Source organism: Delftia sp. RIT313 (assembly GCF_000632165.1).
In the GTDB taxonomy this organism is placed as follows: domain Bacteria; phylum Pseudomonadota; class Gammaproteobacteria; order Burkholderiales; family Burkholderiaceae_C; genus Comamonas; species Comamonas acidovorans.
Map to the genome: position 1 here is coordinate 1 of NZ_JFYT01000101.1, position 26,011 is coordinate 26,011.

Genomic DNA, 26,011 nt, shown 5'->3' on the forward strand with positions numbered 1-26,011 from the left:
GCTGGGGAGGGGCGTCGTAGCCGCTGTCGCCGTAGCCTTCATCGCCGTAGCCGCCGCCTTGCTGGCCACCGCCGCCGCCCTGGCGGCTGCCCAGCATCTGCATGCTGTCAGCACGGATTTCGGTGGCGTAGCGTTCCTGGCCGCTGGCCTGGTCGGTCCACTTGCGGGTGCGCAGGCTGCCTTCGACATAGACCTGGCTGCCCTTGCGCAGGTACTGGCCCACGATTTCGGCCAGGCGGCCGTTGAAGACCACGCGGTGCCACTCGGTGGCTTCCTTGTTCTCGCCGGTGTTCTTGTCGCGCCAGCGGTCGGTGGTGGCGATGGTCACGTTGGCCACCTGATCGCCACTCGGGAAGGTGCGCATTTCGGGGTCGCGTCCGAGGTTGCCGACGATGATGACTTTGTTGACGGATGCCATGAGTGAAATACCTTTACATAGGGAAGTGGCCCGGGCATAGAGGGATGGATCCCGGGCCAGACGCGCCATTGTGCCGCAAGCCGTCCGCCGATGGCAGGGGGCGGATATCCCGTGGCAACCGCCTGTGGCGGAGGCTTGTAACCGTCTGAAAATCCGCCGTTCAGCCGTGGCGGCCCACGGGGCGCAGCGGCCAGGTGACGACCAGCCACAGCACGGCCAGGACGCTCGTCAGGGTGAACAGGCCCGGCATGCCGGCCCATTTGGCGACGGCGCCGCCCAGCGCGCCGCCTGCGAACAGGCCCAGCGATTGCAGCGTGTTGTAGGCGCCCAGCGCCGCGCCGCGCAGCGGGGCCGGGGCCATGCGAGAGACGAGGCTGGGCTGGGTGGCTTCCAGCGCGTTGAAGCCGCAGAAGAACACGAACATCAGCACGGCCATGGCCCACAGCGGCGGCTGCGCGCCACCGACTGCCAGCAGGCCCAGGCCGATCTGCACGAGGGTGATCAGGGCGATGGCGCCCAGCAGGGCCGCGCGCAGGCGCCCGCGCCGCTCCATGGCGAACAGGCCGCCCATGGCGGCGAAGGACAGCACCACGGCCGGCAGGTAGACATGCCAGTGCGCCTGCTTGTCCAGGCCTGCCTGCACCAGCATGGCGGGCACGGCCACCCACATGGACATCTGCACGGTGTGCAGCACGAAGACGCCCAGGTTCAGGCGCACCAGATCGCCATGGCGCCACAGCTCGGCCATGCGGCCGCGCGGCTGGTCGGCGTGGCGCGCGGGCTCGGGCGGGACGACCCAGAGCACGACGGCAATGCCCGCCAGCGCCAGGGCGCAGGTCAGGCCGAAGATGCCAGGCAGCCCGCCCCAGGCCGCCAGCAGGGGGCTGAGCACCAGGGCCAGCGCGAACATGAGTCCGATGCTGCCGCCTACCATGGCCATGGCCTTGGTGCGCACGCTGTCGCGCGTGAGGTCGGCCAGCAGCGCGGTCACGGCAGCCGAGACGGCGCCTGCGCCCTGCAGGCCCCGGCCCCACATCAGGCCCAGCAGCGAGTCGGCCGTGGCCGCCAGCAGGCTGCCCGCGGCAAAGACCAGCAGCCCGGCGACGATGACGCGCTTGCGCCCGAACCGGTCCGAAGCCAGGCCCAGCGGCAGCTGGAACACGGCCTGGGTGAGCCCGTACAGGCCCATGGCCAGGCCGATCATGGCCGGATCATCCCCGCCCGGGTACTTGCGGGCCTCCAGCGCGAACACCGGCAGCACCAGGAACAGGCCCAGCATGCGCAGCGCAAAGATCAGCGCCAGGCTGGCGCTGGATCGGCGTTCCTGCGAGGTCATGCGGCCCGATGCGGCCGAGGAGGGGGCTGGCGCCTGGGCGCCGTGGACGGGTGTGGGGGAATCGAGCACGGGGTGCACTGTTGTGGGGGCAAGCAATCCGCCATTCTCGCCCATAGGCCGGCGCTGCGGGGTGGCTGGGTTATGCAAGACAGTTTTGTGAAGGGGCGCCGCAGAAGGCCCTGCCGCCCCGCAGACCGAGCCGCCATGCGGTGGCACGGGTTCTGACCTATCATGGCGGGTTCGCCTTCGCAGGGGGTTTCCCGATGCCTGGTTCCCACACGATTTCCGAAGACGGCGGCCTGGACCGGGCCGCCGACTCCCGCTCCCAGCCCGACGGCCGCTACCTTGGCCTGGCGCTGGCGCAGTCACGCATCGCCATCCGAGGTGCGCGCACGCACAACCTCAAGAACATCGACCTGGACATTCCGCGCAACCGGCTGGTGGTGATCACCGGGCTGTCGGGCTCGGGCAAGTCCAGCCTGGCTTTCGACACGCTGTATGCCGAGGGCCAGCGCCGCTATGTGGAGAGCCTGTCGGCCTATGCGCGCCAGTTCCTGGGGCGGCTGGACAAGCCCGATGTGGACCTGATCGAGGGACTGTCGCCCGCCATCAGCATCGAACAGAAGGCCACCAGCCACAACCCGCGCTCCACCGTGGGCACGGTGACCGAGATCAACGACTACCTGCGCCTGCTGTTCGCACGCGCCGGCACGCCCTACTGCCCCGACCACAACCTGCCGCTGCAGTCCCAGACCATCAGCCAGATGGTGGATGCGGCCCTGGCCCTGCCCGAGGACACGCGCCTCATGGTGCTGGGGCCGCTGGCGCGCAACAAGAAGGGCGAGTTCGCCGAGCTGTTCGCGCAGATGCAGGCCCAGGGCTATGTGCGCTTTCGCATCGACGGCAAGATCCACGAGTCCCATTCCCTGCCCGCGCTGGAGAAGAACGAGCGCCACGACATCGACGTGGTGATCGACCGCCTCAAGGTGCGCGCCGACGCCCAGCAGCGCCTGGCCGAGAGTTTCGAGGCCGCCCTGCGCGCGGGTGGCGCCGACGCCGGCGGCCGCGTGATCGCCCTGGAGATGGACAGCGGCAAGGAACACCTCTTCAGCGCCAAGTTCGCCTGCCCGCTGTGCAGCTATTCGCTGCCCGAGCTGGAGCCGCGCCTGTTCTCGTTCAACTCGCCCATGGGCGCCTGCCCGGGCTGCGACGGCCTGGGCTGCACGGAGTCCTTCGACCCCGAGCGCGTGGTCGCCTTCCCCACGCTGAGCCTGGCCAGCGGCGCCGTCAAGGGCTGGGACCGGCGCAACGGCTACTACTTCTCCATGCTGGAGAGCGTGGCGCGCCACTACGGCACCGATGTGGAGCTGCCCTTCGAGGAGCTGCCCGAGAAGGTGCGCCATGTGGTGCTCTGGGGCTCGGGCGAGGAGGAAATGCCCTTCAGCTACGTCTTCGACAGCGGCGCGCGCAAGGGCGAGTCCATGGTCAAGAGCCATCCCTTCGAGGGCATCATCCCCAACATCACGCGGCGCTGGCGCGAGACCGAGTCCAGCGTGGTGCGCGACGATCTGGCGCGGCTGCGCAGCGTCGCCGTCTGCCCCGACTGCGGCGGCACGCGGCTGCGCCGCGAGGCGCGCTTCGTGCGCATCGGCGAGGGCGAGCAGGCACGCGCCATCTACGAGGTGGGCCATGCCACGCTGGCCGAGGCCCATGCCTGGTGCGCGTCCCTGCAGCTGTCGGGCGCCAAGGCCGAGATCGCGGGCAAGGTGGTGCGCGAGATCGCCTCGCGCCTGCTGTTCCTCAACGACGTGGGCCTGAGCTACCTGAGCCTGGAGCGCGGCGCGGACACCCTGTCCGGCGGCGAGGCCCAGCGCATCCGCCTGGCCAGCCAGATCGGCAGCGGCCTGACGGGCGTGATGTATGTGCTGGACGAGCCCAGCATCGGATTGCACCAGCGCGACAACGACAAGCTCATCGGCACGCTGCAGCACCTGCGCGACATCGGCAACAGCGTCATCGTGGTCGAGCACGACGAGGACATGATGCGCGCGGCCGACCAGATCATCGACCTGGGGCCCGGCGCTGGCGTGCATGGCGGCCGCGTCATGGCCCAGGGCAGCTACGAAGAGGTGCGCGCCAATCCCGATTCACCCACGGGCCGCTACCTGGCGGGCACCCAGCGCATCGAAGTGCCTGGGCGGCGCACGCCCTGGCAACCCGTGCTGGAGGCAACGGCCGAGGGCGAGGCCCGGCCAGCGGCCAAGGGCTTCCCTGCCCGCACCCAGCAGCCCTCCGCCAATCCCGACAACGCAACTGCCCCCGGCGCGCCGCAACTGCAGGCCCTGCGCGTGGTGGGCGCGCGCGGTCACAACCTCAAGGGCGTGACGGCGGACTTTCCCGTGGGCCTGCTGACCTGCGTGACCGGCGTCTCGGGCTCGGGCAAGAGCACCCTGGTCAACGACACGCTCTATACCGAGGCCGCGCGCCAGATCCACCGCGCCGGCGGCGAGGCCGCGCCGCACGACGACATCATCGGCATGGGCCATTTCGACAAGGTCATCAATGTGGACCAGTCGCCCATAGGCCGCACGCCGCGCAGCAACCCGGCCACCTACACGGGCCTGTTCACGCCCATCCGCGACCTGATGGCCGAGACCAACACCGCCAAGGAGCGCGGCTACGGCCCCGGGCGCTTCTCGTTCAACGTGGCCGGCGGCCGCTGCGAGGCCTGCCAGGGCGACGGCGTGGTCAAGGTGGAGATGCACTTCCTGCCCGACGTCTACGTGCCCTGCGACATCTGCAACGGCCAGCGCTACAACCGCGAGACGCTGGAGGTGCAGTGGAAGGGTCGCAACATCTCCCAGATCCTGGAGATGACGGTGGAGGACGCCCATGCCTTCTTCAAGGACGTGCCCACCATCGCCCGCAAGCTGCAGACCCTGCTGGACGTGGGCCTGTCCTATATCCGCCTGGGCCAGAGCGCGACCACGCTGTCGGGCGGCGAGGCGCAGCGCGTCAAGCTGGCCCAGGAGCTGTCCAAGCGCGACACGGGACGCACGCTCTACATCCTGGACGAGCCCACGACGGGCCTGCACTTCGCCGACATCGCCCTGCTGCTCAAGGTGCTGCAGCAGCTGCGCGATGCGGGCAACACCATCGTCGTCATCGAGCACAACCTGGACGTGATCAAGACGGCCGACTGGATCATCGACATGGGCCCCGAAGGTGGCTCGGGCGGCGGCCAGGTGGTGGCCACGGGCACGCCCGAGGACGTGGCGGCCAACCCGGCCAGCCATACGGGGCGCTATCTGCGGCCCTATCTGGAGGCAGCGTCGGCTCCTGCGCAGGCCAAGCCAGGCCGCAAGAACGCAAAGTGAGGCTGGCCATGGACAGCAGCATCCGTGATTTCGTGGTGGTGGGCGCGGGCATGGCCGGTGCCTCGGTGGCCTGGCAGCTGGCGCGCGATGGCGGCGCCTCGGTGCTGGTGCTGGAGCGCGAATCCCAGCCCGGCTACCACAGCACGGGCCGCTCGGCCGCGCTGTATGAGGAGCACTATGGCCCGCTGCAGGTCCAGGCGCTGACGCGCGCCAGCCGCGCCTTCTACGAGCAGCCGCCGCAAGGCTTTGTGCAGGCGCCCATCCTGGCGCCGCGCGGCGTGCTCTATGTGGGCACGGCCGCGCAGAAGGACCTGCTCGATGCCGCCCATGCCGAGGCGCTCCTGCACTCGCCCCATGCGCGGCGCCTGGGCCCCGATGAACTCAAGGCTCTGGTGCCCTGCCTGAATACCGCGCTGCTGGTCGATGGCTTTGCGGACGACGGCGCGCGCGACATCGACGTGCATGGCCTGCACCAGGGCTTCCTGCGCGGCCTGCGCCAGTGCGGCGGCGAGCTGCGCTGCAGCGCCGAGGTCCGTGCGCTGGCGCAGGACGGCGGTGTCTGGACCGTGGACCTGGCCGACGGCAGCCAGGTGCGTACGCGCTGCGTGGTCAACGCGGCCGGCGCCTGGGCCGATGCGCTGGGCGCGCTGGCGGGCGCAGCGCCCATCGGCCTGGTGCCCAAGCGGCGCAGTGCCTTCACCTTTGCCGTGCCCGAAGGCATGGACGCCGCGCACTGGCCCGCCGTGATCAGCGCCGACGAGGGCTTTTACTTCAAGCCCGATGCAGGCCAGCTGCTGGGCTCGCCCGCCAACGCCGACCCCGTGGCGCCGCAGGACGTGGCGCCCGAGGAGCTGGACGTGGCCACGGGCATCTGGCGCATCGAGGAAGTGACCACGCTGCAGATCCGCCGCCCCTCCCACACCTGGGCCGGGCTGCGCAGCTTTGTGGCCGATGGCGAGATGGCCGTGGGCTGGGATGCCTCGCCTGCGCCGCTGCCGGGCTTTTTCTGGGTGGCCGCCCAGGGCGGCTACGGAATACAGAGTGCCTTCGGCTACAGCCTGCTGGCGCGCAACCTGCTGCGCGGCGAGCCGCTGGATGCGCGCCTGGCCGCGCAGGGCGTGCAGCCTGAACGGCTGTCGCCCGCGCGCTGCCAGCGCGGCTGAGGTTCGGCTGAAGCGTGCCGCTCAGAGCGGCGAGCGCCGCGCGAAGCGCACCACGGTCACGCCCGCGCGCGCCTGGCGCACCGAGGGCATGACCAGCACGCAGTCGCCATAGGGCGTGATCACCGGCTCGCCATCGTTGTCGCCGATCACCGTGCCGGCCTTCTCGAAGCGCTCCAGCCCCGTGAACGGCGCCGTGAAGCGAAAGCCGCTGCTCTTGGCCACCACGGGCGCCGTGACTTCCAGCGCCCACTGGGCCGGTGCGTCGGCCTGCTTCCAGCCGGGCAGGGCGGCGTGCAACGCGCTGTTGTCGAAGATGGCGGCCACTTCGAGGAAACGCAGGCACTGGTCGTGCGCCACGTCGCGGCTGGCCAGATCGCCGTGGAAGCCGCATTCGATCAGCAGCGAGCGCGAGTCGCCGGCCTCGGCGTCGGGCAGGCCGAAGCGACCGTAGTCGCGCAGCCGCGTGCCGTCCTTGTGGCCGGCATCCACGACGATGTTCGCCGGCGCGCCCATCTGGCGTGCCAGATCGCGGTTGCGCGGCTGCATGCCGGTCAGCAGCAGCGGGGCCGAGGGCTCGTGCATGGAATGCAGGTCCAGCAGCCAGTCGGCCTGCTGCACGAAGGGGCGCAGCGCGGCGGCGCGGCGGCGTTCGCGGGTGCTGCCCTCGTCGATGCGTGCGTCTATCCACTGGCGGTTCATGTCCTCGTCCACGAAGCGCGAGGCATCGTGGCTGGCCGCGTCGAAGCGGTCGAAGGCATCGAGGTTGGCCAGCACCAGGGTCAGGCGGCCGTTGTCCAGCGCCAGGCCGTTGTTCAGGGCCTGAAGCAGCCCGGACACGGCCCAGGCGCCGCAGATCTCGTTGCCGTGCACCAGCGCGGAAATCATCACGTGGCGGCCCGGGCGTCCCGAGTCGAATTGCCACACGCCCTCGGTACCGGTATTGCCCGCGCGCCAGGCGCTCAGGTCGGGCAGGGGAAGATCAAATCGCAAAGTTTCCATCACTCACTCCGTGGTCTACAACCCTGATGCAATGCGCACTGCCTTTGGAACTGGCATGACCCAGGCGAGGGACAGCGAGCAAGGGCCGCCCCGCAGCGAGGCTGTCGTCCCCCTTCAAGGGGGAAGGCGCGAAGCGACTCAGGGGGTTATTTAGTTCTCAATATGGGCGAATTGGACGATCTTGGTGTACTTGGCGATCTCGGCGTTGATGTACTTGCCGGCATCCGTCTTGGGATCGGCCACCACCGAGCCTGCCTCTTCCATCTTCTTGCGGAACTCGGGCGAGGCCATGGTCTCGTCCAGCGCCTTCTTGACCTTGGCGGCCACGGGTGCGGGCAGGCCCTTGGGCGCCATCAGCGCGAACCAGACGTTGATGTCCACGTTCTTGTACTGGGGCAGCTCGGACAGGGCCGGGATGTCGGGCGTGATGGCCGAGCGCTTGGCCTCCGTCGTGCCCAGGGCGATGACCTTGCCCGCGCGGATCTGGGGCAGGCCCGAGGACAGCACGAACATGCCGAACTCGATGTTGTTGCCCACCAGGTCCGTGGTCAGGGGCGCCACGCCGCGGTAGGGGATGTGGGTCATGTGCAGCTTGCCCTGCTCCTTGATCATTTCACCGGCCAGGTGCAATGCCGTGCCCACGCCCGAGCTGCCGTAGCTGAACTTGCCCGGGTTCTTGGCCACCAGGGCGCTGAACTCGGCGGCGGTCTTGACGCCGGCCTTCTGCGAGGCCACCAGCACCATGGGCTGGGAGCCGATCATGCCGATGGGCGTGAAGTCGCCGATGGAGTACTTGATGCTCTTGTTGATCAGCCGTGCGATGGCCAGCTCGTTGTTGGCGCCCACGAACAGCGTGTAGCCGTCGGGTGTGGCCTTGACGGCCTTTTGCGCGCCGATGGCGCCGCCTGCGCCGCCCAGGTTCTCCACCACCACGGGCTGGCCCAGGCGCGAGGCCAGGCCATCGGCCACGAAGCGGCCCACCAGGTCGGTGCTGCCGCCGGCGGGGTAGCCCACGATCATGGTGATGGCGCGGTTGGGGTAGCTGGCGGCGTCGTCGGCCAAGGCGCTGCCGGTGGCGGCGATCAGCAGGCCGCAGGCCAGGGCGGTGCGGCGCAGGAGGGAGTTGCTGGGCATGGGGTTATTCCTGAAATGTATGAGATTGATTGTGCGAAGGACTACCCAGGCATTTGGTGCTGATTCGGCACGAGGTGGAGCCATTGCAGCACCAAAACCCGCTTGTTCCACAGCGCGGTGCGGGTTTGCACCAGGAGGGCGCATGCATGCACCCGTCAGGCGCCCGTGATGTCGCTCCAGAACTGCTCGGCCGCGGGGCCCAGGTGGCGCTTGGGACGGTACAGGCGCACGTCGAAGTGCACTTCCAGGCCCGGGTCGCCGGCCACGGCCAGGCGGCCGGCCTGGCAGTCGCCGCGCACCATGGACCACGGCATCCAGGCCAGGCCCAGGCCGCGCAGCACGTATTCGTAGTGGGCGTCGGCCGAGTCGCAGTCCACGCAGCGGCGCAGGCGCGGCGCCAGCGGATGCCGGGCCAGGTGGTCTTCCACCAGGCGGCCCAGGGCCATGCTGTGCGAGAAGGCCAGGTAGGGCACGGGAGCGACGGGCTGGTGGCTGGCCGACAGCTCGTACAGCGGACGGCCCTGGGCATCGGCGCGGGCCACGGGCACCAGCCTGTCCTGCATCACCGTCAGGTAGCTGAACTGGCGGCCGTCCAGGCGCACGCCAATGGCGGCGTGGTGGTAGACCAGCGTGAAGCTGACTTCGCCGCGCTGCAGCATGGCCACGGTCTCGTCCAGCGTGCGCGTGACCACGCGCAGCTCGGCCGTCTGCAGCACGCTGCCGTGGCGCGTCAGCCAGTCGGCCACGATGGTGCGCGCCAGCGTGCGCCCCGTGGCCAGGGTGATCACGCGGGCCTGGCGCCCGGCCACGGCCTGCAGTTCATCGTGCGACTGGGCCAGCGTGCGCACCAGTTGCTCGGCCGTGTCGCGGAAGGCTTCGCCGGCCGGCGTCAGCCGCACGGGGCCGCCGCCGGGCTCGACCAGGGGCGTGCCGGCCCAGGCCTCCAGCGCGCGGATGCGACGCCCGAAGGCCGGATGGGTGACATGGCGCAGCTCGGCCGCGCGCGTGAAGCTGCGCTCCTGGGCCAGCAGCAGGAAGTCTTCCAGCCATTTGCCTTGCATGGCCGGGCTTCCCTGCCGTCTCAGGCGGCGGCTGCGTCTTGCAGCGTCTGGCGCGTGGCCTGGGCGGCGGTGCGCGCGGCGGCAGCGAAGTCGTCGCCCTGCGATGCATAGAGCACCGCACGCGAGGAATTGATGATGATGGGGCCGCCGCCGATGCGCGCCGCCTTGACCGTGGCCACGGCATCGCCCCCCTGGGCGCCCACGCCGGGAATCAGCAGCGGCAGCGAGGGCGCGAATTCACGCACGCGCTCGATTTCCTGCGGGCGCGTGGCGCCCACCACCAGGCCGAGCTGGCCGTTGGTGTTCCAGGGCCCCTGGGCCAGGCGCGCCACATGCTCGAACAGGTGGGGCTGGCCCGGCAGATCGGCCAGGCGCTGGGCCTGCAGGTCGTCACCGCCGGGGTTGGAGGTGCGGCACAGCAGGAAGGCGCCCTTGCCCTCGTACTGCAGGTAGGGCGTGATGGAGTCGAAGCCCATGAAGGGCGACAGGGTGACGGCATCGGCACCGTAGCGCTCGAAGGCTTCCTTGGCGTATTGCTCGGCCGTGGAGCCGATGTCGCCGCGCTTGGCGTCCAGGATGATGGGCACATGGGGGGCCACGGCGCGCATGTGGGCCATGAGCTTTTCCAGCTGGTCTTCGGCGCGGTGGGCCGCGAAGTAGGCGATCTGGGGCTTGAAGGAGTTCACCAGGTCGGCCGTGGCGTCGACGATGGCGGCGCAGAAGTCGTAGATTTTGCTTGCATCGCCGCGCATGGCCGCAGGAAAGCGGCTGGGTTCGGGGTCCAGGCCCACGCACAGCATGGATTGGTTCTGGGCGGTGGCATTGCGCAGCATGTCGAGAAAGGTCATGGGGCGCGATTTTAGCGATCGGCCCTTCCCGGGGCCTGTCGCCGGGCATCCAGCGGGCCTGGCGGCCCGCGGGCACAATCGGCGGCCTATGCCTGCCTTCACCGCCCGACAAATCCTTTTGCTGATCGCGCTGACCCTGATCTGGGGCATCAACTGGCCGGTGATGAAGCTGGGCGTGCAGCATTTCCCGCCGCTGAGTTTCCGCATGGCCTCGATGTGGGTGGGGCTGCCCATCCTGGCGGCCTTCGTGGTCTGGCGCCGCCTGCCTCTGGCCGTGCCGCGCGCCTATTGGCCCCAGCTGGCGCAGCTGACGCTGTTCAACATGGTGCTGTGGAACAGCCTGATCATCATTGCCATCCCCATGCTGTCCAGCGGGCGGGCGGCCATCCTGGGCTACACCATGCCCATCTTCTCGGCCGTGCTGGGCAGCCTGTTCTTCCATGACCGGCTGGCGCCGCGTGCCTGGGCGGGTGTGGCGGCGGCCTTGGCGGGCGTGCTCCTGCTGCTGTGGCACGAGGTCGGCGCCCTGGGCAGCCGCCCCATCGGCGTGGGCCTGATGCTGGCCGCCGCGCTGAGCTGGGCCTTCGGCACGCAGAAGCTGCGCCGCGCCGAGGTGCCCGTGCCCCTGCTGACGATGACGCTGTGGATGGTGGCGCTGACCGCGCTGACGCTCACGGTGCTGGCCTTCGTCTTCGAGCGCCACCTGTGGCACTGGCCCGACGCCCAGGCCACGGGCGCCATCGTCTTCAACGGCGTGCTGGTGCTGGGCTTTGGCCAGACGGTCTGGTTCTTCCTGGCGCGCAGCCTGCCGCCCGTGGCGTCCACGCTGAGCGTGATGATGATCCCCGTGCTGGGCGTGTTCAGCGGTGCCTGGTGGCTGGGCGAGGTGCTGCACTGGCAGGACTGGACGGCCGTGGCGCTGATGGTGGTGGCCATCGCCTCGGTGCTGTGGCCGGCGCGCGGCCGCTGAGGGCAAGCAGGGGAAGGTTGGGAGAAGACGACGCAGCCTGACTGCGCACACGGGCGCAGTCAGGCTGCATGGCCTCAGCGTTGCGCCGTGGCCGGGGCGCCCAGCAGGCGCTGGATGTCGATGTTGTTGGGCAGCGCGTAGTCGTGGCTGCGCACGATGCGGCTGTCGTCGGTGCGAACCAGCTTCAGGCTCACATAGGTGTACTTGGCAGCCGCCGAGTACGTGCCCACCAGGACCAGGGCCGCATTGTGGTTGCGGGCGATGTCCTTGATCTCGCGCGACAGCAGCAGCTCGCCCGTGCCTTCCTTGACGTACACATCGCCGCGCAGCTTCAGCTCCTTGACGTTGTAGCCCTTGGCGGACAGCTGGGAGGCGTACAGCTCGCTGAGCGTGCGGCCCAGGGGGGCCGAGCGCGTCAGGTCGTTGACGTTGACCACGGTGGCCACGAGCACGGGCGCCTCGCCCAGTTCCTCGGTGTTCAGGCCCTTGACCAGCTCGTCCACGGCAGCGCGGCTGCTGGCGATGAAGGGGTTGGCTGCGGCCGACTGGTAGGTGGGCTCGCCGCGGCGCGCGGCCGACGATTCGGGCGTGGTCGCGGGAGCGGGCACGGCGCAGGCGGACAGCAGGGCCGCCGCAGCCAGCGCGGCCGGCAGGAAAGGCGTGCGCAGTGTCATTGGCCCACCACCTTCAGGTTCTTGGCGGGGAATTCGGGGCGCTCGTCCTCGGCCGTGAACAGCACGGCGTCGCTCTTTTCGAGGTAGTAGACGTCCGTCTTGCGCGCCAGGTACTGGTTGTTGCGCACCACCGTCGTCGTCAGCACGAGTTCGGGGTTGGGCAGGCGCTTGCCGTGGCGCACGACCTGGGCGCCGTAGCTCACCTGCAGCTGGGCCTGGGCCGGCTGCTGCATGACGGTCACGCCGCTTTGCACGAGCTTGGTGATGATGAGCTCACGAAAGCCCTTGTCGAACTGGCTGGGCTCAGCCGGCAGGGCCACGTGGACCGGCGTGGTGCGCTCGATGCCGGTCTTTTGCAGTGTTTCCAGCGTCTTGGCGACGACATCGTTGGCCACGGAGTCCCAGTGGCCGGCAGCGCCGATCTTGGGCTGGGCCGTGGCTTCGAAGTAGCTGGTCATCGGTGCATTGACGCAGCCCGCCAGGGCCAGGCAGAGGCCCGCCAGGGCCAGGCCGCCAGCGGATTTGAACGATCGCATGGATTTCTCCTCGGTGCGGGGGCGCGCTGCGGCGGATTGCTGCAGCTGCGCAAAGTGTCGATTGTGGCTTCGCCGCGAGGCACTGACAAGAAAGTGCCCCGTATCCGGATGTTGCCGTGCTCAGCCGTTGGCGCGCTTTTGCAGGATCTCGAAGGCAGGCAGGGTCTTGCCTTCCAGCACCTCCAGGAAGGCGCCGCCGCCCGTGGAGATGTAGCCGACCTTGTCCTCGATGCCGTACTTGGCGATGGCGGCCAGGGTGTCGCCGCCACCGGCGATGCTGAAGGCGTCGGACTCGGCAATCGCCTGGGCCACGACCTTGGTGCCGTTGGCGAACTGGTCGAACTCGAACACGCCCATGGGGCCGTTCCAGACGATGGTGCCGGCCTTGCGCAGTTGCTCGGCCAGGCGGGCGGCGGTCTCGGGGCCGATGTCCAGGATCATGTCGTCGTCAGCCACTTCGGTGGCCTTCTTGACGGTGGCGGGCGCGTCGGCCGCAAAGGTCTTGGAGACCACCACGTCGGTGGGAATCGGCACCTCGGCGCCGCGTGCGGCCATGGCGTCGATCACGGCGCGGGCCTCGCCGACCAGATCGGCCTCGGCCAGGCTCTTGCCGATGTTCAGGCCCGCGGCCAGCATGAAGGTGTTGGCAATACCGCCGCCCACGATGAGCTGGTCCACATTCTTTGCCAGCGACTGCAGGATGGTCAGCTTGGTCGACACCTTGGAGCCGGCCACGATGGCGGCCAGCGGGCGGCGCGGGTTGGCCAGGGCCTTGGTGATGGCGTCGATCTCGGCCGACAGCAGCGGTCCCGCGCAGGCAATGGGCGCGAACTGGGCGATACCGTAGGTGGTTCCCTCGGCACGGTGGGCAGTGCCGAAGGCGTCGTGCACGAAGATGTCGCACAGCGCGGCCAGCTTGCGGGCCAGTTCTTCCTTGTTCTTCTTCTCGCCCACGTTCACGCGGCAGTTCTCCAGCAGCACGACCTGGCCGGGCGCCACCTGCACGCCGTCCACCCAGTCGGCGACCAGGGGCACTTCGCGGCCCAGCAGCTCGCCCAGGCGGCGGGCCACGGGCGCCAGCGAATCGGCGGGCTTGAACTCGCCTTCGGTGGGGCGGCCCAGGTGGCTGGTCACCATCACGGCGGCGCCGGCCTTCAGTGCCATCTCGATGGCGGGCACGGAGGCGCGCACGCGCGTGTCCTCGGTGATCTCGCCGGCATCGTTCAGGGGCACGTTGAGGTCGGCGCGGATGAAGACGCGCTGGCCCTGGGCCTTGCCCTGGGCGCACAGATCGGAGAAACGGAGAATGTTCATGACGGCGGCGTTGCGATCGGTGGCGATCGCCATGGAATTGAAACGAAAAAGAGGTAAAGCGCGGCCATTGTAGGCGGCGTGCCCGCCCCGGCAGCGGGCGTGCGCACCGGCGATCCGGGGCATCGGGAGCCGCCTGTAATCCGGTTTCAGCCGGGGAGCCGGGCGCTCTCGGCCGCTCTTGGCCGCGCTGCGCCTACCAGCCCAGGCCGATATGCAGTGGCAGATAGACCGCCATGCCAAGCGCGATCGTTCCCATGATGCTGCGCTTGTAAAAAAAATACATGACCGCGCAAGCCAGGGCCGGCAGGCGCGCATCGACCACGGTGGAGATCAGCCGGCCGTTGGTCATCACGATCTCGGGCGCAATCACGGCCGCCAGGGCCGCCAGCGGCGCGTACTTGAGGCCGCGCTTGAGCCATTGCGGCAGGGGCACCTCGCGCTCTGGAATCAGGAAGAAGGCGCGTGTGAACAGCGTGATGGCCGCCAGGCCCACGCAGGCCAGCCAGGGCCACAGCCAGGACAGATCCATCAGAGCGTTTCCTTTTCCTTGGTTTGCACGGTCCGGGCGTCTTCGTCCAGCGGCAGCCGGGCATGGCGCTCGCCATGGGCTGTATCGGGCGGGAGAATCACCGGGCCCGACTCCCCTTTTTCAGGCGCCTGCAGGGCGCGCAGGCGCTGCTGCAGCGTTTCCGCCAGCAGGCCTGCGGCCACGGCTGCAGCGATGGCCACGAGGATATTGAGCTTGAGCGGCAGCGCAAAGGCCGCCACGGCCGCGCTGGCCGCAACCACGCCTGCCACCCAGGTGGCACGGTCGTTGAGCATGGACAGCAGCACGCCCATCAGGGCCAGCACGCCCGCAAAGCCCAGTCCCCAGGACAGGGGTACCTGGTCGGCCAGCAGGATGCCCAGCGTGGACGGGATCTGCCAGGCCAGCCAGTTGGTCGAGGCGGCACCCCAGAAATAGGGCAACTGCTCGGGCTGGGGCCGGGCATCGGGGTAGCGCTTCATGAAGCCCACGAAGATCACGTCGCCGCTGAAATAGGCAATGGCCAGGCGGTGGCGCAGGCGCAGGTGGGCAAAGTAGCTGCGCCACATGCTGCTGAGGATGACGAAGCGCAGGTTCACGCAGATGGCCGTGAACCAGACCACCCACATGGGCGCGCCCACGGCCATCAGCGGCAGCACGGCCAGCTGGGCACTGCCGGCATAGACCAGCAGGCCCATGAACAGCGCCAGGGGCAGGGACATGCCGCTCTTGATCATGGCCACGCCCGTGACCAGGCCCCAGGCGCCTATGCCCAGCGCCGTGCCCGACATGTCGCGCACGCCGGTCATGAAGGCGGGATCGCGCGCAATGCCGCGTGCGCGCTCCACCAGGGGCTGCAGGTTCATGGCGTGCCGCCGCTGGCAGCACCGTCCAGAACGGCTCCTTCAGGCAGATCGAAGCCGCGCAGGAAATCGCCCGCCGCCAGCCGCTTGCCGCCCGCGCGCTGCAGCAGCGTCATGCACAGCACGCCATGGCCGCAGGCCACGCGCACGCCGTCGGCGCCTGCGGACAGCACGGTGCCGGGGGCTGCCGTCGCCACGGCGATGGCGGGGTCGGCGTGAGCCTCCCAGACCTTGATGGCTTCATCGCCGTACTGCGTGGCGCCGCCCGGGAAGGGGTTGAAGGCGCGCAGGCGCCGGGCAATGGCCTCGGCATCCTGGCGCCAGTCGATCTGGCTTTCGGCCTTTTCGATCTTGTGCGCGTAGTTCACGCCCTCGGCGGGCTGGGGCGTGCGCGGCAGGCCGCCGCAGGCGCTCATCTCCAGCGCCTCGACGATGAGGCGCCCGCCCAGGTCGGCCAGCTTGTCGTGCAGGCTGGCCGTGGTGTCGTCGGCGGTGATGGGCAGGCGCTCGATGAGGCACATGTCGCCCGTGTCCAGGCCCGCGTCCATCTGCATGATGGTGACGCCGGTCTCGGCATCGCCGGCCTCGATGGCGCGGTGGATGGGCGCGGCGCCGCGCCAGCGCGGCAGCAGGCTGGCGTGGATGTTCAGGCAGCCGCGCGGGGGCGTATCGAGCACCCACTGCGGCAGGATCAGCCCGTAGGCGGCCACGACCATGACATCGGCCTGGGCCGCTTCGATGGCGGCGCGGGCGGCGGCGGCCTCTTCGGGGTATTTGCCGTCCAGGCGCAGGCTGCGCGGCTGGGCCACGGCAATGCCATGCTCCAGCGCGCACTGCTTGACGGGCGAGGCCTGCAGCTTCATGCCGCGCCCGGCGGGACGGTCGGGCTGGGTCAGCACCAGGGGGACGGTAAAGCCCGCGGCGAGCAGGCGTTCAAGGGCAACGCGCGCGAACTCGGGCGTGCCGGCAAAAATGACTCTCATGCAATCCAGTAGGGACAGTGGGACGGTGTGCCGGCTCAATGACGGTCGTCGTCGTTGAACACTTCGTCGGTGAACATCACGCGGCGCACCACGCCGGCGGGGTCGATATGCACATGTGCCTGGCGGCGAATGCCATTTTCCAGAATACGGTAGGTCCAGATGTCGCCGTTGAAACTGTAGACCCTCTCGATCAGCGCAGGCGGGCCGAAGAGCTGACGCACGCTTTCGCGGGTGTCCTCGCCATTGCGCAGGGCGTGGAAGCGTTCGATGGTGAGCGCCTGCTCCACGCGCACCAGGCGCTGGCTGGCGTCGAAATCCATGTGGTAGACCTGCTGGCCCGCAGGCTGCCGGCTGTAGACCAGGCGCGTGCCGCCACCGTCCAGCGGCAGGCTCAGGGTCGGGCGGCCCATGGAGCGCTCGATCTCGGAGCGCGGCGTGCCGGGCTTTTGCCACTCGGGCACGGCGCAGCCGGCAAGCAGCAAGGAAAAGGCCAGGGCAAGCAGCGCCCAGGCAACGAGGCCCGCGCCGTCCATCTTCCAGCGCGGCATGAAGCGAAGCGCTGGCAGGTGGGTCATGCGCGTTCTGCCTGTTTCTGCTGCTTGAGCAGCTTGGTCTTGATGCGGTTGCGCTTGAGCGGCGACAGGTACTCGACGAAGACCTTGCCCATCAGGTGGTCCATCTCGTGCTGGATGCAGATGGCCTTGAAGCCTTCGGCCTCGATGATGCGTTCGTTGCCGGTCTCGTCCAGGGCCTTGACCTTGATGGAGGTGGAGCGCTCGACGCCGTCATAGATGCCGGGCACCGACAGGCAGCCTTCTTCGCCCAGCTGCGTTTCCTCGCTGGCCCAGAGCAGCTCCGGGTTGATCAGCGCAAAGGGCTCGTCACGGCCTTCGGAGACATCGACCACGACCACGCGCTCGTGCACGTTCACCTGGGTGGCTGCCAGGCCCACGCCCTGGGCGTCATACATGGTGGCGTACATATCCTGGACCAGCTGGCGAATGCGGTCATCGACCTTGGCAACCGGCTTGGCGACGGTGTGCAGGCGGGGGTCGGGATAGCAAAGAATGGGCAGAATGGACATGGCGTGGTCGGTGAATGTCGTTATTTTCGCCACTTTTCTGCCTGAGCGCAGCGGGACGACGCAATAAGCGTTGCCCTCTCATGGCCTTGCACGCAGAATCTTTGCTGATTTGTAAGACCTGTATGGCCGTTCATGACAAGATCGGCCGTGCCGCAGTGCCTAGGAGGGACGCTGCGTCAGCCACAAGAAGAGGAATTCCATGACTGCATTCGCCACAGCTCGTACCTGGACTGTCGCAACGGCCCTGATCGCTGCGTTCGCAGCGGCCCACGCGCAGCAGCTTCCGGTGACGGCATCGCAGCGCTCGGCCGCCCAGCAGGTGGCCCAGCAGGGCGTTCCCGTGGGCGAGCTGGCGCCCGATGCGCCCGACAGCTACACCGTCAAGCGCGGCGACACGCTGTGGGGCATCTCCGGCATGTACCTGCGCCGTCCCTGGCGCTGGCCCGAGCTGTGGGGCATGAACATGCAGGCCATCGCCAATCCCCACCTCATCTATCCGGGCCAGGTGCTGTACCTGGACAAGCGTGATGGCTATGCCCGCCTGAGCACGGCGCGTCCCATGGGCGACGGTGGCGAGCCTGGTGTGGTGCGCGTGTCTCCGAGCACGCGCAGCGAGTCGCTGGCGCAGGCGGCCCTGCCCACGCTGCAGCCCCATCTGATCGAGCCCTTCCTGGCCGAGCCGCTGGTGGTCGATGCCGAAACGCTGCTGCGCGCACCCCGCCTCATCGCCACCACGGACGAGCGCGTGCTCATGGCCAGCGGTGACCGCGCCTATGCACGCGGCACGGCCGAGGCGCCGCTGCGCAAGGGCGACGGCCTGCCGCGCCAGTACCGTGTCTTCCGCGATGCGGCGGCGCTCAAGGACCCCATCTCCGGCGAGGTGCTGGGCTACGAGGCCAAGTACCTGGGCCTGGCCGATCTCATCGAGGGCGAGACCTCGCTGGAGATCGTGGACAGCAAGGGCGAAAAGCACGAGCAGGCCTCTCCCGCCACGGTGGACCTGTCGCGCGCCAAGACGGAGATGCGTGCTGGCGACCGCCTGCTGCCCGCACCGGAACGAACCTACATGAACTATGCGCCGCATGCGCCGCAGGCTGCCGTGAAGGCCCATGTGGTGTCCCTGTACGGCGACCAGGCCGTGCGCTGGGCGGCCAACAACCAGGTCATTGCCATCAACAAGGGCACGCAGGACGGCATGGACGTGGGCACGGTGCTGGAGCTGATCCGCCGTGGCGCGCGCATCGTGGACAAGACGGGCGACAAGAAGGAAGAAGTGCAGCTGCCCGACGAACGCAATGGCCACGCCATGGTGTTCCGCACCTTCGACCGCGTCTCCTACGCGCTGATCCTGGAGGCACGGCGCGGCGTCGAGGTGGGCGACAGCCTGACCTCGCCGGCTCCCTGAGCCCCAGCGGCCTGCCGGCAACGCCATGGCGGCCGCCTTGCAGTCCACCGACCGGCTCGCTCCCGAGGAGCTGTCCGCCTGGCTTCGGCTGCTGCTGACGCCCGGCGTGGGCCGCACCACGGCGCGGCGCCTGCTGGCGGCCTGCGGTGGCGCGCAGAACATCTGGAGCGGCCCTCCAGCCGCCTGGCACGGCCTGGTGACGGCGGCACAGGCCCATTCGCTGCAGACCGTGCCCCAGCGCCTGGAGCAGCTTGTGGCGGCCACGGCGCAATGGCTGGACCAGTCCGCTTCCGGGCAGTTGCATGCCGTGCTTGCGCTGGGTCATCCCCAGTATCCGCAGGCGCTGCTGCAGACCGAAGATCCGCCGCTGCTGCTGCATGTGCAGGGCAGCGAGCGCTGCATGACAGGTTCTGGTCCCTGGTTCCCCTATCCACAGTCCCTGGCCATGGTCGGCAGCCGCGGGCCGACGGTCCAGGGCGCGGCCAATGCGCGCGCCATGGCGCAGGCGCTGGCCGAGGCCGGCCTGTGCATCGTCTCCGGACTGGCGCAGGGCGTGGATGGCGCTGCCCATGAGGGCGCACTGCGCGCGGTGCTGCGCACGGGCGCCCAGGCGGCGCCCGTCACCATTGCCGTCGTGGGCACGGGCCTGGACCAGGTCTATCCACGGCGCCACATCGGCCTGGCCCGCGAAGTGGCCAGCCACGGGCTGATCGTCAGCGAGTATCCGCTGGGAACCGGCCCCATGGCCGCGCACTTTCCGCAGCGCAACCGCATCATTGCGGGCCTGTCGCAGGGCACGCTGGTGGTCGAGGCGGCCCTGCAATCGGGCTCGCTGATCACCGCAAGACTGGCCAGCGAACAGGGCCGCGAGGTCTTTGCCATCCCCGGCTCCATCCACGCGCCCCAGTCGCGCGGCTGCCATGCGCTGCTGCGCCAGGGCGCCAAGCTCGTGGAAACGGCGCAGGACGTGCTCGATGAACTGCAAGGAACGGCCGTGCGCCTGCCGATTGCCAAGCCCGTACCGGCAGCAGCGGCGGCAGCGGCAGCTGTTCAGTCCGCACAAGACCATGAGAACGACGCCACCCTGCGCGCCCTGGCCCACGACCCGTTGTCGTTGGACGAACTCATGGACCGCACCGGCATGGACGCCGCAGCCCTGCAGGCCCACCTGCTGGAGTTGGAACTGGACGGCCGCGTGGAGCGCCTGCCCGGCGGCCTGTTCCAGCGCCTGGCCCAGGCCTGATCTCAAAAACTGGCGCGTCCCCAAGCGGGATATGCCGAGCAAGAGCCGCCTCGCGGTGGGGGCGCCTAGCCGAGGGCGTCGTCCCCCTCCCTTGCGAAGCAAGTAGAGAGGCGCCGTGCCACGGGGGGGAAGGCGCGCAGCGCCTCAGGGGGTGCCGAGTCTTTCAGGGTTCGCCTGAATCTTCTCCAGCGCATCGCGCGTCGCGCGCACCGTGAGCGCCTCTTCGTCATGCACTGACAGCAGGCCGGACTGCAGGTAGGAGGCCATGCGCCGCAGCTGCAGCAGGTGGCAGGTGCCATCGAGCGCGGCGAACAGGTGCAGCTGCTTGCGGCGGCTGCGCCAGGTGTATTGCACCTGGATGCGCGCGCCGTTGTGGTCCAGCGTGAACCAGCGGCCCGGCTCCAGCGAGGTGGCCCACTCCAGCATCACCGGGTCCACGGGGGTGTTGGTGCTCGGGATGACGTTGAGCCCGGCCGTGTCCACGCCCAGGATCATCTCGATGTTCTCGGGCGACAGCGGCATGTCCTCGTCGAGCATGCCGTCTTCGCTGATGTACTGCTCCAGATGGGACAGTCGCTGGGCCATGGCCTCGATGCGGGCCGGTGCGATGGTCGCCGTCTTGGAGACGAAGGCTTCGGCCAGCGTGTCGGTGACCAGCTTGATGCGTGCGGACTGCCCCTCGCCCGTGACGCCGATCAGGGCCAGCCCTTCGCGCAGCGTCTGCAGCAGCGTCGGCAGCGTCTGGATCACGCGCGAGCGTTCCTGGCGCGTGGGCTTGGCGCTGGCGGCCCAGACCAGTTCGCTGGCGGCCTGCTTGAAGCGCATGGTGCGCGCGTCCTTGGCGCCATGGCGCACGGCGGCCAGGGCCAGCACCTCGGTCCAGGTCTTGAACAGGAACTCGCGGATCTCCTCGCGCACCGGCATGTCGGTGAGCAGGTGGCGCAGCTCGATCGTGTACTGGATGGCCAGGGTTTCCTTTTGCTCCACCTGCTGGGCCACGCTGACGATCTTGGCCTTGTCCTGCGACTGGGTCAGGTAGCGCGCCAGGAAGTCCTCGAACTCGCGCAGCACCAGCACGAAGACCTTCTGGCCGGTCTCCGGGTACTGCTCGATGACCTGGACGATGCGCCGGATCTCCGACTCCAGCGCGCTGCCGCTGATGCTGGAGGCGTCGAACCCCATCACGCACGAACCCAGGCGGTCGATCAGCAGCCGGGCCGGGTGGCGCAGGTTGCTGAAGAATTCCGGCTCGGCCAGGGCCACGCGCAGCACGGGCACCTGCAGCCGGGCAAACCAGACGCGCACCGAGGGCGGGATGCGGTCCTCGGTCAGGATGGCCTGGAACATCAGGGCCACGATCTCGATGGTGGCCTTTTCACCCGAGGTGGTGGCCTTGCGCTTGAGCTCGGCCGAGCGCTCGCGCACCTGGCCCACCAACTGTCCGATGGCGGCCGGGCTGGCATCGATTTGCAGCGTGGTCAGTCCCCGGGCCAGCATCTGCTGGTACTGCGTCTGGGCCACGACGCGCTGCTCCAGCAGGGCCTGGGTCAGCGCGGCCGATGCGGGGGCCTGCTGCAGGCCACCGCCCACGCCGCCCACGCCGGGCACCAGGCCCGGCACGCCCACGCCCGGCTGCATGAGCAGGCGGCGCAATTGGCCCACGACTTCATGGGCGCGGTGGCGTGCGCGCGAAAGTGTTGTCAGGCCCACGGGCATCTGGCCCTGGGGCAGTGCTCCGTTGGGCGGATAGGAGGCGGCAGCGCCCGGCACGCCACCCATCTGCGTGGGCGCATAGGCCGAGGAAGGCTGCGAGGTCGAGGCAGGCGCCGTGGCCGGGCCCAGGCCCATGGCGCGCGTGGAGTGGCCGCCCTCGGTGCGCCGCACCCGCATGGCCACGTCCTGCGAACGGGTGACGCCCTGGCCGTCCAGCAGCAGGTGGGCCGCCTGGTATCCGGCCACCAGCAGCGGTGCCAGGGCTGTCTGCAGCAGATCCATCACGCGCTGCAGATCGCCGCGCTGCAGGCCGCTGGCGAGCCATTGCTCGACCAGATGGCGGCACACGGACTCGCTGCGCAGAATGTCGTCGGATGGCAGTTCCTGGTTTTCGATGGCCTGCATGCGCAGGCGCAGCGTATCGAAGACGGGTGCCGTGGTTTCCCCCATGGCCAGCGCCATGCGGGAGGCCAGGATCTTGTTCTCCACCACATCGTCGCTGAGCAGTTCGAACTGCAGCGCCCCGCGCTGTGGCAAGGAGGCCGGTGTGGCCCTGCCCGGCTGCAGTGCGCCCTGCAGCGCCTGCATGCAGGCATTCAGCCAGGCCGCCTGGTGCTGGCGGTAGCTGGACCAAGCCTCGCGACGCTCCTGCATTTCACGTGCGGTGCCCACGGCCTGGGCCTGTTGTTCCATCTGGGCCAGCAGCTGCTGGGCCACGCCGGGCAGGCCCTTGCACAGTCCACGCACCCAATGCAAACGCGCCTGCTGGCCCAGTGAAGACTGGGTGCCAGCAGGCGCGTTGGAAGGGGTGGGCAGGGAGGGCATGCCCGCGAGTGTAAGCCGGTCTGGAGCTAGAACATTCGCTTACACAGTGGCGCCGGCGTTGGGATCGTTGGGGTCCGTGGAAGCCTTGGGCGCCTTGATCAGATCCTCGCGCTTGACGCCCAGCCACATGGCGATGGCGGCGGCCACGAAGACCGAGGAATAGATGCCGAACAGGATGCCGATGGTCAGAGCCAGCGCGAAGTAGTGCAGGCTGGGACCACCGAAGAAGAACATGGACAGCACCATGGCCTCGGTGGAGGCGTGGGTGATGATGGTGCGGCTCATCGTGCTGGTGATGGCGTGGTCGATCACCTCGGTGGTGCTGAGCTTGCGGAACTTGCGGAAGGCTTCGCGGATACGGTCGAAGATCACGACCGACTCGTTGACCGAGTAGCCCAGCACGGCCAGCACGCCGGCCAGCACGGACAGCGAGAACTCCCACTGGAAGAACGCGAAGAAGCCCAGGATGATGACCACGTCGTGCAGGTTGGCGATCACGGCGGCCACGCCGAACTTCCATTCGAAGCGCATGGCCAGGTAGATCACGATGCCCAGCACCACGAAGCCCAGTGCCATCAGGCCGTTGTGCATGAGCTCGTCACCCACCTGCGGGCCCACGAACTCGGTGCGGCGCAGCGTGACTTCGGCGTCTTCCTTCTTGAGCGCCGTGAGCACCTGCTCGCTTTGCTGCGCGGAGGACACGTCCTTTTGCACGGGCAGGCGGATCATCACGTCGCGCGACGTGCCGAAGTTCTGCACCGTGACGTCGCTGTAGCCCAGCTTGGAGACGGTATCGCGCACCTTGGCGATGTCGGCGGTCTGGGTATAGGCCACCTCCATCACGGTGCCGCCCGTGAACTCCACGGACAGGTGCAGGCCGCGCGTGAGCAGGAAGAACACGGCCAGCGCGAAGGTGATGAAGGAGATCGCGTTGAGGACCAACGCGTACTTCATGAAGGGGATGTCTTTGCGGATGCGGAAGAACTCCATGGTCTTCCCCCTTTCAGTTGTTGGCGCCGGAATCGGCGACGCTGGAACCCTTGGCAGCCACGGAGCGCAGCTGGCTGGTGTCTTCCGGCTTCCAGACCTGGCCGATGGAGATGCTCTTGAGCTTCTTGCGGCGGCCGTACCAGAGGTTGACCAGGCCGCGCGAGAAGAACACGGCCGAGAACATGCTGGTCAGGATGCCGATGCAGTGCACCACGGCGAAGCCGCGCACCGGGCCGGAGCCGAAGGCCAGCAGCGCCAGGCCCGCGATCAGCGTGGTCACGTTCGAGTCCAGGATGGTGTGCCATGCGTTCTCGTAGCCCGCATGGATGGCGGCCTGCGGCGAGACGCCGCCGCGCAGTTCTTCGCGGATGCGCTCGTTGATCAGCACGTTGGAGTCGATGGCCACGCCCAGCGCCAGCGCCATGGCGGCGATGCCGGGCAGGGTCAGCGTGGCCTGCAGCATGGACAGGATGGCCAGCAGCAGCAGCACGTTGACCGACAGGGCCACCGTGGAGATCACGCCGAACAGCATGTAGTACACGCACATGAAGGCCGCGATGGCCACCAGGCCCCAGACCACGGAGTGGATGCCGCGGTTGATGTTGTCGGCGCCCAGGCTGGGGCCGATGGTGTATTCCTCGATGATCTCCATGGGCGCGGCCAGCGAGCCGGCACGCAGCAGCAGGGCCGTGTCGTTGGCTTCCGCCGTGGTCATGCGGCCCGAGATCTGCACGCGTCCGCCACCGATCTCGGTACGGATCACGGGAGCCGTCACGACCTCGCCCTTGCCCTTTTCGAACAGGATGATGGCCATGCGCTTGCCCACGTTCTCACGCGTGATGTCCTTGAAGATGCGCGCGCCCTTGGCATCGAGCACCAGGTTGACCGTGGGTTCCTGGGTCTGGCTGTCGAAGCCGGGTTGTGCGTCGGTGAGGTTCTCGCCGGTCAGCACGACCTGCTTTTGCACGATCACGGCCTGGGCGTTGCGGTCCAGGTAGCGCTCGGAGCCGAAGGGCACGGGGCCCGAGCCCAGCTCGGCGCCGCGCGCCTCGGAGGATTCGTCGACCAGGCGCACTTCCAGCGTGGCCGTGCGGCCCAAGATGTCCTTGGCCTTGGCCGTGTCCTGCACGCCGGGCAGCTGGACGATGATGCGGTCCAGACCCTGCTGCTGGATCACGGGCTCGGCCACGCCCAGCTCGTTGATACGGTTGTGCAGGGTGACGATGTTCTGCTTGAGCGCCTGCTCCTGCACCTTGCGCAGGGCTTCGGGCTTGATGGAGGCCAGCAGCTTGAAGCCGGCGCCATCAGGCTCGGAGGTGGCCGCCAGATCGGGGAACTGGTCGGTGACCAGATTGCGTGCGGCCGTGAGCATGGCCTCGTCGCGCACGCGGATCTCGACGGTGTTGCCGTTGCGCGAGACGCCGCCGTGGCGGATGTTCTTGTCGCGCAGCGAGGTGCGCAGGTCGCCGGCAAAGGAGTCGGCCTTCTTGGTCAGGGCCGCAGCCATGTCCACCTGCAGCATGAAGTGCACGCCACCGCGAAGGTCCAGGCCCAGGTACATGGGCTTGGCGCCGACGGCCGTGAGCCATTGCGGCGAGCGCGATACCAGGTTCAGCGCCACGATGTAGGCCGGATCGTTGGCATCGGGGATCAAAGCCTTCTGGATCACGTCCTTGGCCTTGAGCTGCTCGTCGGGCGTGTTGAAGCGCGCCCGCACCGAGGTGCCCTCGATGGTCAGCACATCGGGCTTGACATCGGCAGCCTTCAGGGCCTCCTCGACCCTGTGCAGCACCGCGTTGTCCACCTTGATGGTGGCCTTGGCCGAGGAGACCTGCACGGCAGGCGCCTCACCGAAAAAATTAGGCAGGGTGTAGAGCACCCCCACCAGCAGCGCGATCACGATGATCGCGTACTTCCAGACCGGATATCGGTTCATGATCGCGCTCTTCGCTCTTTGTAGACAGCAACGCACAAAAGGGTGTGCTGCCGCCTGCGCGGTCCGCACACCCGCAAGACAGGGACAGCGCTTACTTCAGCGTGTCCTTGGGCAGCACCTGTACGACGGCGCTGCGCTGGATCTGGACTTCCACACCCGAGGCGATCTCGATGTGCAGGAATTGCTCGGACATGCGTGTCACGCGGCCGATGATGCCGCCGGACGTTGCCACTTCGTCGCCCTTGGCCAGCGCCTCGATCATGGAGCGGTGCTCCTTCTGGCGCTTCATCTGGGGGCGGATCATCACGAAGTACAGCACCACGAACATCAGTGCCAGCGGTGCCATGCCGTACAGCTGCGACATGAAGTCGCCACCGGAGGCTGCTGCTGCGGGTGCGGTCTGGGCAAAAGCGGAAGAAATAAACACGGGCAAGACTCCAGGATTGGAAGGTCGAAAAAGGGTCGCTGCGCACGCCGTATGCACGGGCCCGCGCAGGAGAACGGAGCATTGTATGCGTCAGCCCTGACCCACATGGGCTGCCAGGATCTGGCGGCTGCGGGTTTTTCGGCGACGATGGCTGCAACTGGCTGCCATCTGCCGTTTTTAAAGGGG

General features: G+C 68.6%; 23 protein-coding genes. 5 read left to right on the forward strand and 18 right to left on the reverse strand.

All coding sequences use genetic code 11. The annotated features are described in order from the left end of the window. A partial coding sequence (ssb, locus tag BW39_RS27220; protein WP_043825314.1) for a single-stranded DNA-binding protein occupies positions 1 to 418 on the reverse strand: 418 nt, incomplete at its 3' end. A gap of 160 nt (positions 419 to 578) precedes the next feature. Beyond that, positions 579 to 1,754, reverse strand: coding sequence for an MFS transporter (locus tag BW39_RS27225; protein ID WP_043825316.1), 1,176 nt, complete (start codon positions 1,752 to 1,754; stop codon positions 579 to 581). Positions 1,755 to 2,104: 350 nt separating this feature from the next. Here BW39_RS27225 and uvrA point away from each other — a divergent pair, with 350 nt between their 5' ends. After that, complete coding sequence (uvrA, locus tag BW39_RS27230; RefSeq protein ID WP_200871553.1) at positions 2,105 to 5,131, forward strand: excinuclease ABC subunit UvrA; 3,027 nt, start codon at positions 2,105 to 2,107, stop codon at positions 5,129 to 5,131. A gap of 8 nt (positions 5,132 to 5,139) precedes the next feature. After that, the gene (locus BW39_RS27235) at positions 5,140 to 6,294 is read left to right on the forward strand and encodes an NAD(P)/FAD-dependent oxidoreductase (RefSeq protein ID WP_043825444.1); all 1,155 of its coding nucleotides are present in this window, start codon (positions 5,140 to 5,142) and stop codon (positions 6,292 to 6,294) included. 21 nt (positions 6,295 to 6,315) lie between these two features. On the opposite strand, the gene BW39_RS27240 is transcribed toward BW39_RS27235, so the two are convergent. The 4 genes from BW39_RS27240 to pyrF all read right to left on the reverse strand — a co-directional run bounded on the left by BW39_RS27240 (position 6,316) and on the right by pyrF (position 10,336). Next, a complete protein-coding gene (locus BW39_RS27240; protein WP_043825318.1) occupies positions 6,316 to 7,293 on the reverse strand; it encodes a succinylglutamate desuccinylase/aspartoacylase domain-containing protein in 978 nt (325 codons plus the stop codon). A gap of 150 nt (positions 7,294 to 7,443) precedes the next feature. Then, a complete protein-coding gene (locus BW39_RS27245) occupies positions 7,444 to 8,427 on the reverse strand; it encodes a Bug family tripartite tricarboxylate transporter substrate binding protein (RefSeq protein ID WP_043825320.1) in 984 nt (327 codons plus the stop codon). Positions 8,428 to 8,582: 155 nt separating this feature from the next. After that, positions 8,583 to 9,488, reverse strand: coding sequence for a LysR family transcriptional regulator (locus BW39_RS27250; protein ID WP_012202755.1), 906 nt, complete (start codon positions 9,486 to 9,488; stop codon positions 8,583 to 8,585). A gap of 20 nt (positions 9,489 to 9,508) precedes the next feature. Further along, positions 9,509 to 10,336, reverse strand: a complete 828-nt coding sequence (pyrF, locus tag BW39_RS27255; protein ID WP_012202756.1) for an orotidine-5'-phosphate decarboxylase — start codon at positions 10,334 to 10,336, stop codon at positions 9,509 to 9,511. Positions 10,337 to 10,424: 88 nt separating this feature from the next. Here pyrF and BW39_RS27260 point away from each other — a divergent pair, with 88 nt between their 5' ends. Then, on the forward strand, positions 10,425 to 11,306 hold the full coding sequence (locus BW39_RS27260) for a DMT family transporter (protein WP_043825322.1): 882 nt from the start codon (positions 10,425 to 10,427) through the stop codon (positions 11,304 to 11,306). Between the two features lie 74 nt (positions 11,307 to 11,380). Here BW39_RS27260 and BW39_RS27265 read toward each other — a convergent pair whose 3' ends face one another. The 8 genes from BW39_RS27265 to def all read right to left on the reverse strand — a co-directional run bounded on the left by BW39_RS27265 (position 11,381) and on the right by def (position 17,286). After that, positions 11,381 to 11,980, reverse strand: coding sequence for a FlgO family outer membrane protein (locus BW39_RS27265; RefSeq protein WP_043825323.1), 600 nt, complete (start codon positions 11,978 to 11,980; stop codon positions 11,381 to 11,383). Further along, positions 11,977 to 12,516, reverse strand: a complete 540-nt coding sequence (locus tag BW39_RS27270) for a hypothetical protein (RefSeq protein ID WP_012202759.1) — start codon at positions 12,514 to 12,516, stop codon at positions 11,977 to 11,979. The genes BW39_RS27265 and BW39_RS27270 overlap by 4 nt, the downstream gene beginning before the upstream one ends. 120 nt (positions 12,517 to 12,636) lie before the next feature. After that, complete coding sequence (locus tag BW39_RS27275) at positions 12,637 to 13,830, reverse strand: phosphoglycerate kinase (RefSeq protein WP_043783159.1); 1,194 nt, start codon at positions 13,828 to 13,830, stop codon at positions 12,637 to 12,639. A gap of 193 nt (positions 13,831 to 14,023) precedes the next feature. Next, positions 14,024 to 14,359, reverse strand: a complete 336-nt coding sequence (locus tag BW39_RS27280; protein ID WP_012202761.1) for an AzlD domain-containing protein — start codon at positions 14,357 to 14,359, stop codon at positions 14,024 to 14,026. After that, positions 14,359 to 15,222: an AzlC family ABC transporter permease gene (locus BW39_RS27285; RefSeq protein ID WP_043825325.1), complete on the reverse strand. Its 864-nt coding sequence runs from the start codon at positions 15,220 to 15,222 to the stop codon at positions 14,359 to 14,361. The genes BW39_RS27280 and BW39_RS27285 overlap by 1 nt, the downstream gene beginning before the upstream one ends. Continuing rightward, on the reverse strand, positions 15,219 to 16,202 hold the full coding sequence (gene fmt / locus BW39_RS27290) for a methionyl-tRNA formyltransferase (protein WP_043825327.1): 984 nt from the start codon (positions 16,200 to 16,202) through the stop codon (positions 15,219 to 15,221). The genes BW39_RS27285 and fmt overlap by 4 nt, the downstream gene beginning before the upstream one ends. 35 nt (positions 16,203 to 16,237) lie before the next feature. After that, positions 16,238 to 16,777, reverse strand: a complete 540-nt coding sequence (locus BW39_RS27295) for a membrane protein (RefSeq protein ID WP_043825329.1) — start codon at positions 16,775 to 16,777, stop codon at positions 16,238 to 16,240. Continuing rightward, complete coding sequence (gene def, locus BW39_RS27300; protein ID WP_043825330.1) at positions 16,774 to 17,286, reverse strand: peptide deformylase; 513 nt, start codon at positions 17,284 to 17,286, stop codon at positions 16,774 to 16,776. The genes BW39_RS27295 and def overlap by 4 nt, the downstream gene beginning before the upstream one ends. A gap of 199 nt (positions 17,287 to 17,485) precedes the next feature. Here def and BW39_RS27305 point away from each other — a divergent pair, with 199 nt between their 5' ends. Together BW39_RS27305 and dprA are read left to right on the forward strand one after the other, a co-directional pair. Further along, positions 17,486 to 18,691 (forward strand): LysM peptidoglycan-binding domain-containing protein, encoded by a 1,206-nt coding sequence (locus BW39_RS27305; RefSeq protein WP_043825332.1) that lies wholly within the window; start codon positions 17,486 to 17,488, stop codon positions 18,689 to 18,691. A 25-nt stretch (positions 18,692 to 18,716) separates the two neighbouring features. Continuing rightward, entirely contained in the window at positions 18,717 to 19,934 is a 1,218-nt protein-coding gene (gene dprA, locus BW39_RS27310) for a DNA-processing protein DprA (protein WP_043825334.1), read from the forward strand. A gap of 144 nt (positions 19,935 to 20,078) precedes the next feature. Here dprA and BW39_RS27315 read toward each other — a convergent pair whose 3' ends face one another. The 4 genes from BW39_RS27315 to yajC all read right to left on the reverse strand — a co-directional run bounded on the left by BW39_RS27315 (position 20,079) and on the right by yajC (position 25,825). Further along, positions 20,079 to 22,472, reverse strand: a complete 2,394-nt coding sequence (locus tag BW39_RS27315) for a DUF1631 family protein (protein WP_043825336.1) — start codon at positions 22,470 to 22,472, stop codon at positions 20,079 to 20,081. Positions 22,473 to 22,511: 39 nt separating this feature from the next. Further along, positions 22,512 to 23,462: a protein translocase subunit SecF gene (secF, locus tag BW39_RS27320; protein WP_012202769.1), complete on the reverse strand. Its 951-nt coding sequence runs from the start codon at positions 23,460 to 23,462 to the stop codon at positions 22,512 to 22,514. Between the two features lie 13 nt (positions 23,463 to 23,475). Next, positions 23,476 to 25,398 carry a protein translocase subunit SecD gene (secD, locus tag BW39_RS27325; protein ID WP_043825337.1) on the reverse strand — a complete coding sequence of 641 codons (1,923 nt, stop codon included), beginning with the start codon at positions 25,396 to 25,398 and terminating at the stop codon, positions 23,476 to 23,478. Positions 25,399 to 25,489: 91 nt separating this feature from the next. Beyond that, a complete protein-coding gene (yajC, locus tag BW39_RS27330) occupies positions 25,490 to 25,825 on the reverse strand; it encodes a preprotein translocase subunit YajC (RefSeq protein ID WP_012202771.1) in 336 nt (111 codons plus the stop codon). Positions 25,826 to 26,011: the final 186 nt, after the last annotated feature.

Coding starts and splice junctions, on each gene's coding strand:
- BW39_RS27225 (WP_043825316.1), bottom strand. CDS start 1,754: ATGACCTCGCAGGAACGCCGATCCAGCGCCAGCCTGGCGCTGATCTTT.
- BW39_RS27235 (WP_043825444.1), top strand. CDS start 5,140: ATGGACAGCAGCATCCGTGATTTCGTGGTGGTGGGCGCGGGCATGGCC.
- BW39_RS27240 (WP_043825318.1), bottom strand. CDS start 7,293: ATGGAAACTTTGCGATTTGATCTTCCCCTGCCCGACCTGAGCGCCTGG.
- BW39_RS27245 (WP_043825320.1), bottom strand. CDS start 8,427: ATGCCCAGCAACTCCCTCCTGCGCCGCACCGCCCTGGCCTGCGGCCTG.
- BW39_RS27250 (WP_012202755.1), bottom strand. CDS start 9,488: ATGCAAGGCAAATGGCTGGAAGACTTCCTGCTGCTGGCCCAGGAGCGC.
- pyrF (WP_012202756.1), bottom strand. CDS start 10,336: ATGACCTTTCTCGACATGCTGCGCAATGCCACCGCCCAGAACCAATCC.
- BW39_RS27260 (WP_043825322.1), top strand. CDS start 10,425: ATGCCTGCCTTCACCGCCCGACAAATCCTTTTGCTGATCGCGCTGACC.
- BW39_RS27265 (WP_043825323.1), bottom strand. CDS start 11,980: ATGACACTGCGCACGCCTTTCCTGCCGGCCGCGCTGGCTGCGGCGGCC.
- BW39_RS27270 (WP_012202759.1), bottom strand. CDS start 12,516: ATGCGATCGTTCAAATCCGCTGGCGGCCTGGCCCTGGCGGGCCTCTGC.
- BW39_RS27275 (WP_043783159.1), bottom strand. CDS start 13,830: ATGAACATTCTCCGTTTCTCCGATCTGTGCGCCCAGGGCAAGGCCCAG.
- BW39_RS27280 (WP_012202761.1), bottom strand. CDS start 14,359: ATGGATCTGTCCTGGCTGTGGCCCTGGCTGGCCTGCGTGGGCCTGGCG.
- BW39_RS27285 (WP_043825325.1), bottom strand. CDS start 15,222: ATGAACCTGCAGCCCCTGGTGGAGCGCGCACGCGGCATTGCGCGCGAT.
- fmt (WP_043825327.1), bottom strand. CDS start 16,202: ATGAGAGTCATTTTTGCCGGCACGCCCGAGTTCGCGCGCGTTGCCCTT.
- BW39_RS27295 (WP_043825329.1), bottom strand. CDS start 16,777: ATGACCCACCTGCCAGCGCTTCGCTTCATGCCGCGCTGGAAGATGGAC.
- def (WP_043825330.1), bottom strand. CDS start 17,286: ATGTCCATTCTGCCCATTCTTTGCTATCCCGACCCCCGCCTGCACACC.
- BW39_RS27305 (WP_043825332.1), top strand. CDS start 17,486: ATGACTGCATTCGCCACAGCTCGTACCTGGACTGTCGCAACGGCCCTG.
- dprA (WP_043825334.1), top strand. CDS start 18,717: ATGGCGGCCGCCTTGCAGTCCACCGACCGGCTCGCTCCCGAGGAGCTG.
- BW39_RS27315 (WP_043825336.1), bottom strand. CDS start 22,472: ATGCCCTCCCTGCCCACCCCTTCCAACGCGCCTGCTGGCACCCAGTCT.
- secF (WP_012202769.1), bottom strand. CDS start 23,462: ATGGAGTTCTTCCGCATCCGCAAAGACATCCCCTTCATGAAGTACGCG.
- secD (WP_043825337.1), bottom strand. CDS start 25,398: ATGAACCGATATCCGGTCTGGAAGTACGCGATCATCGTGATCGCGCTG.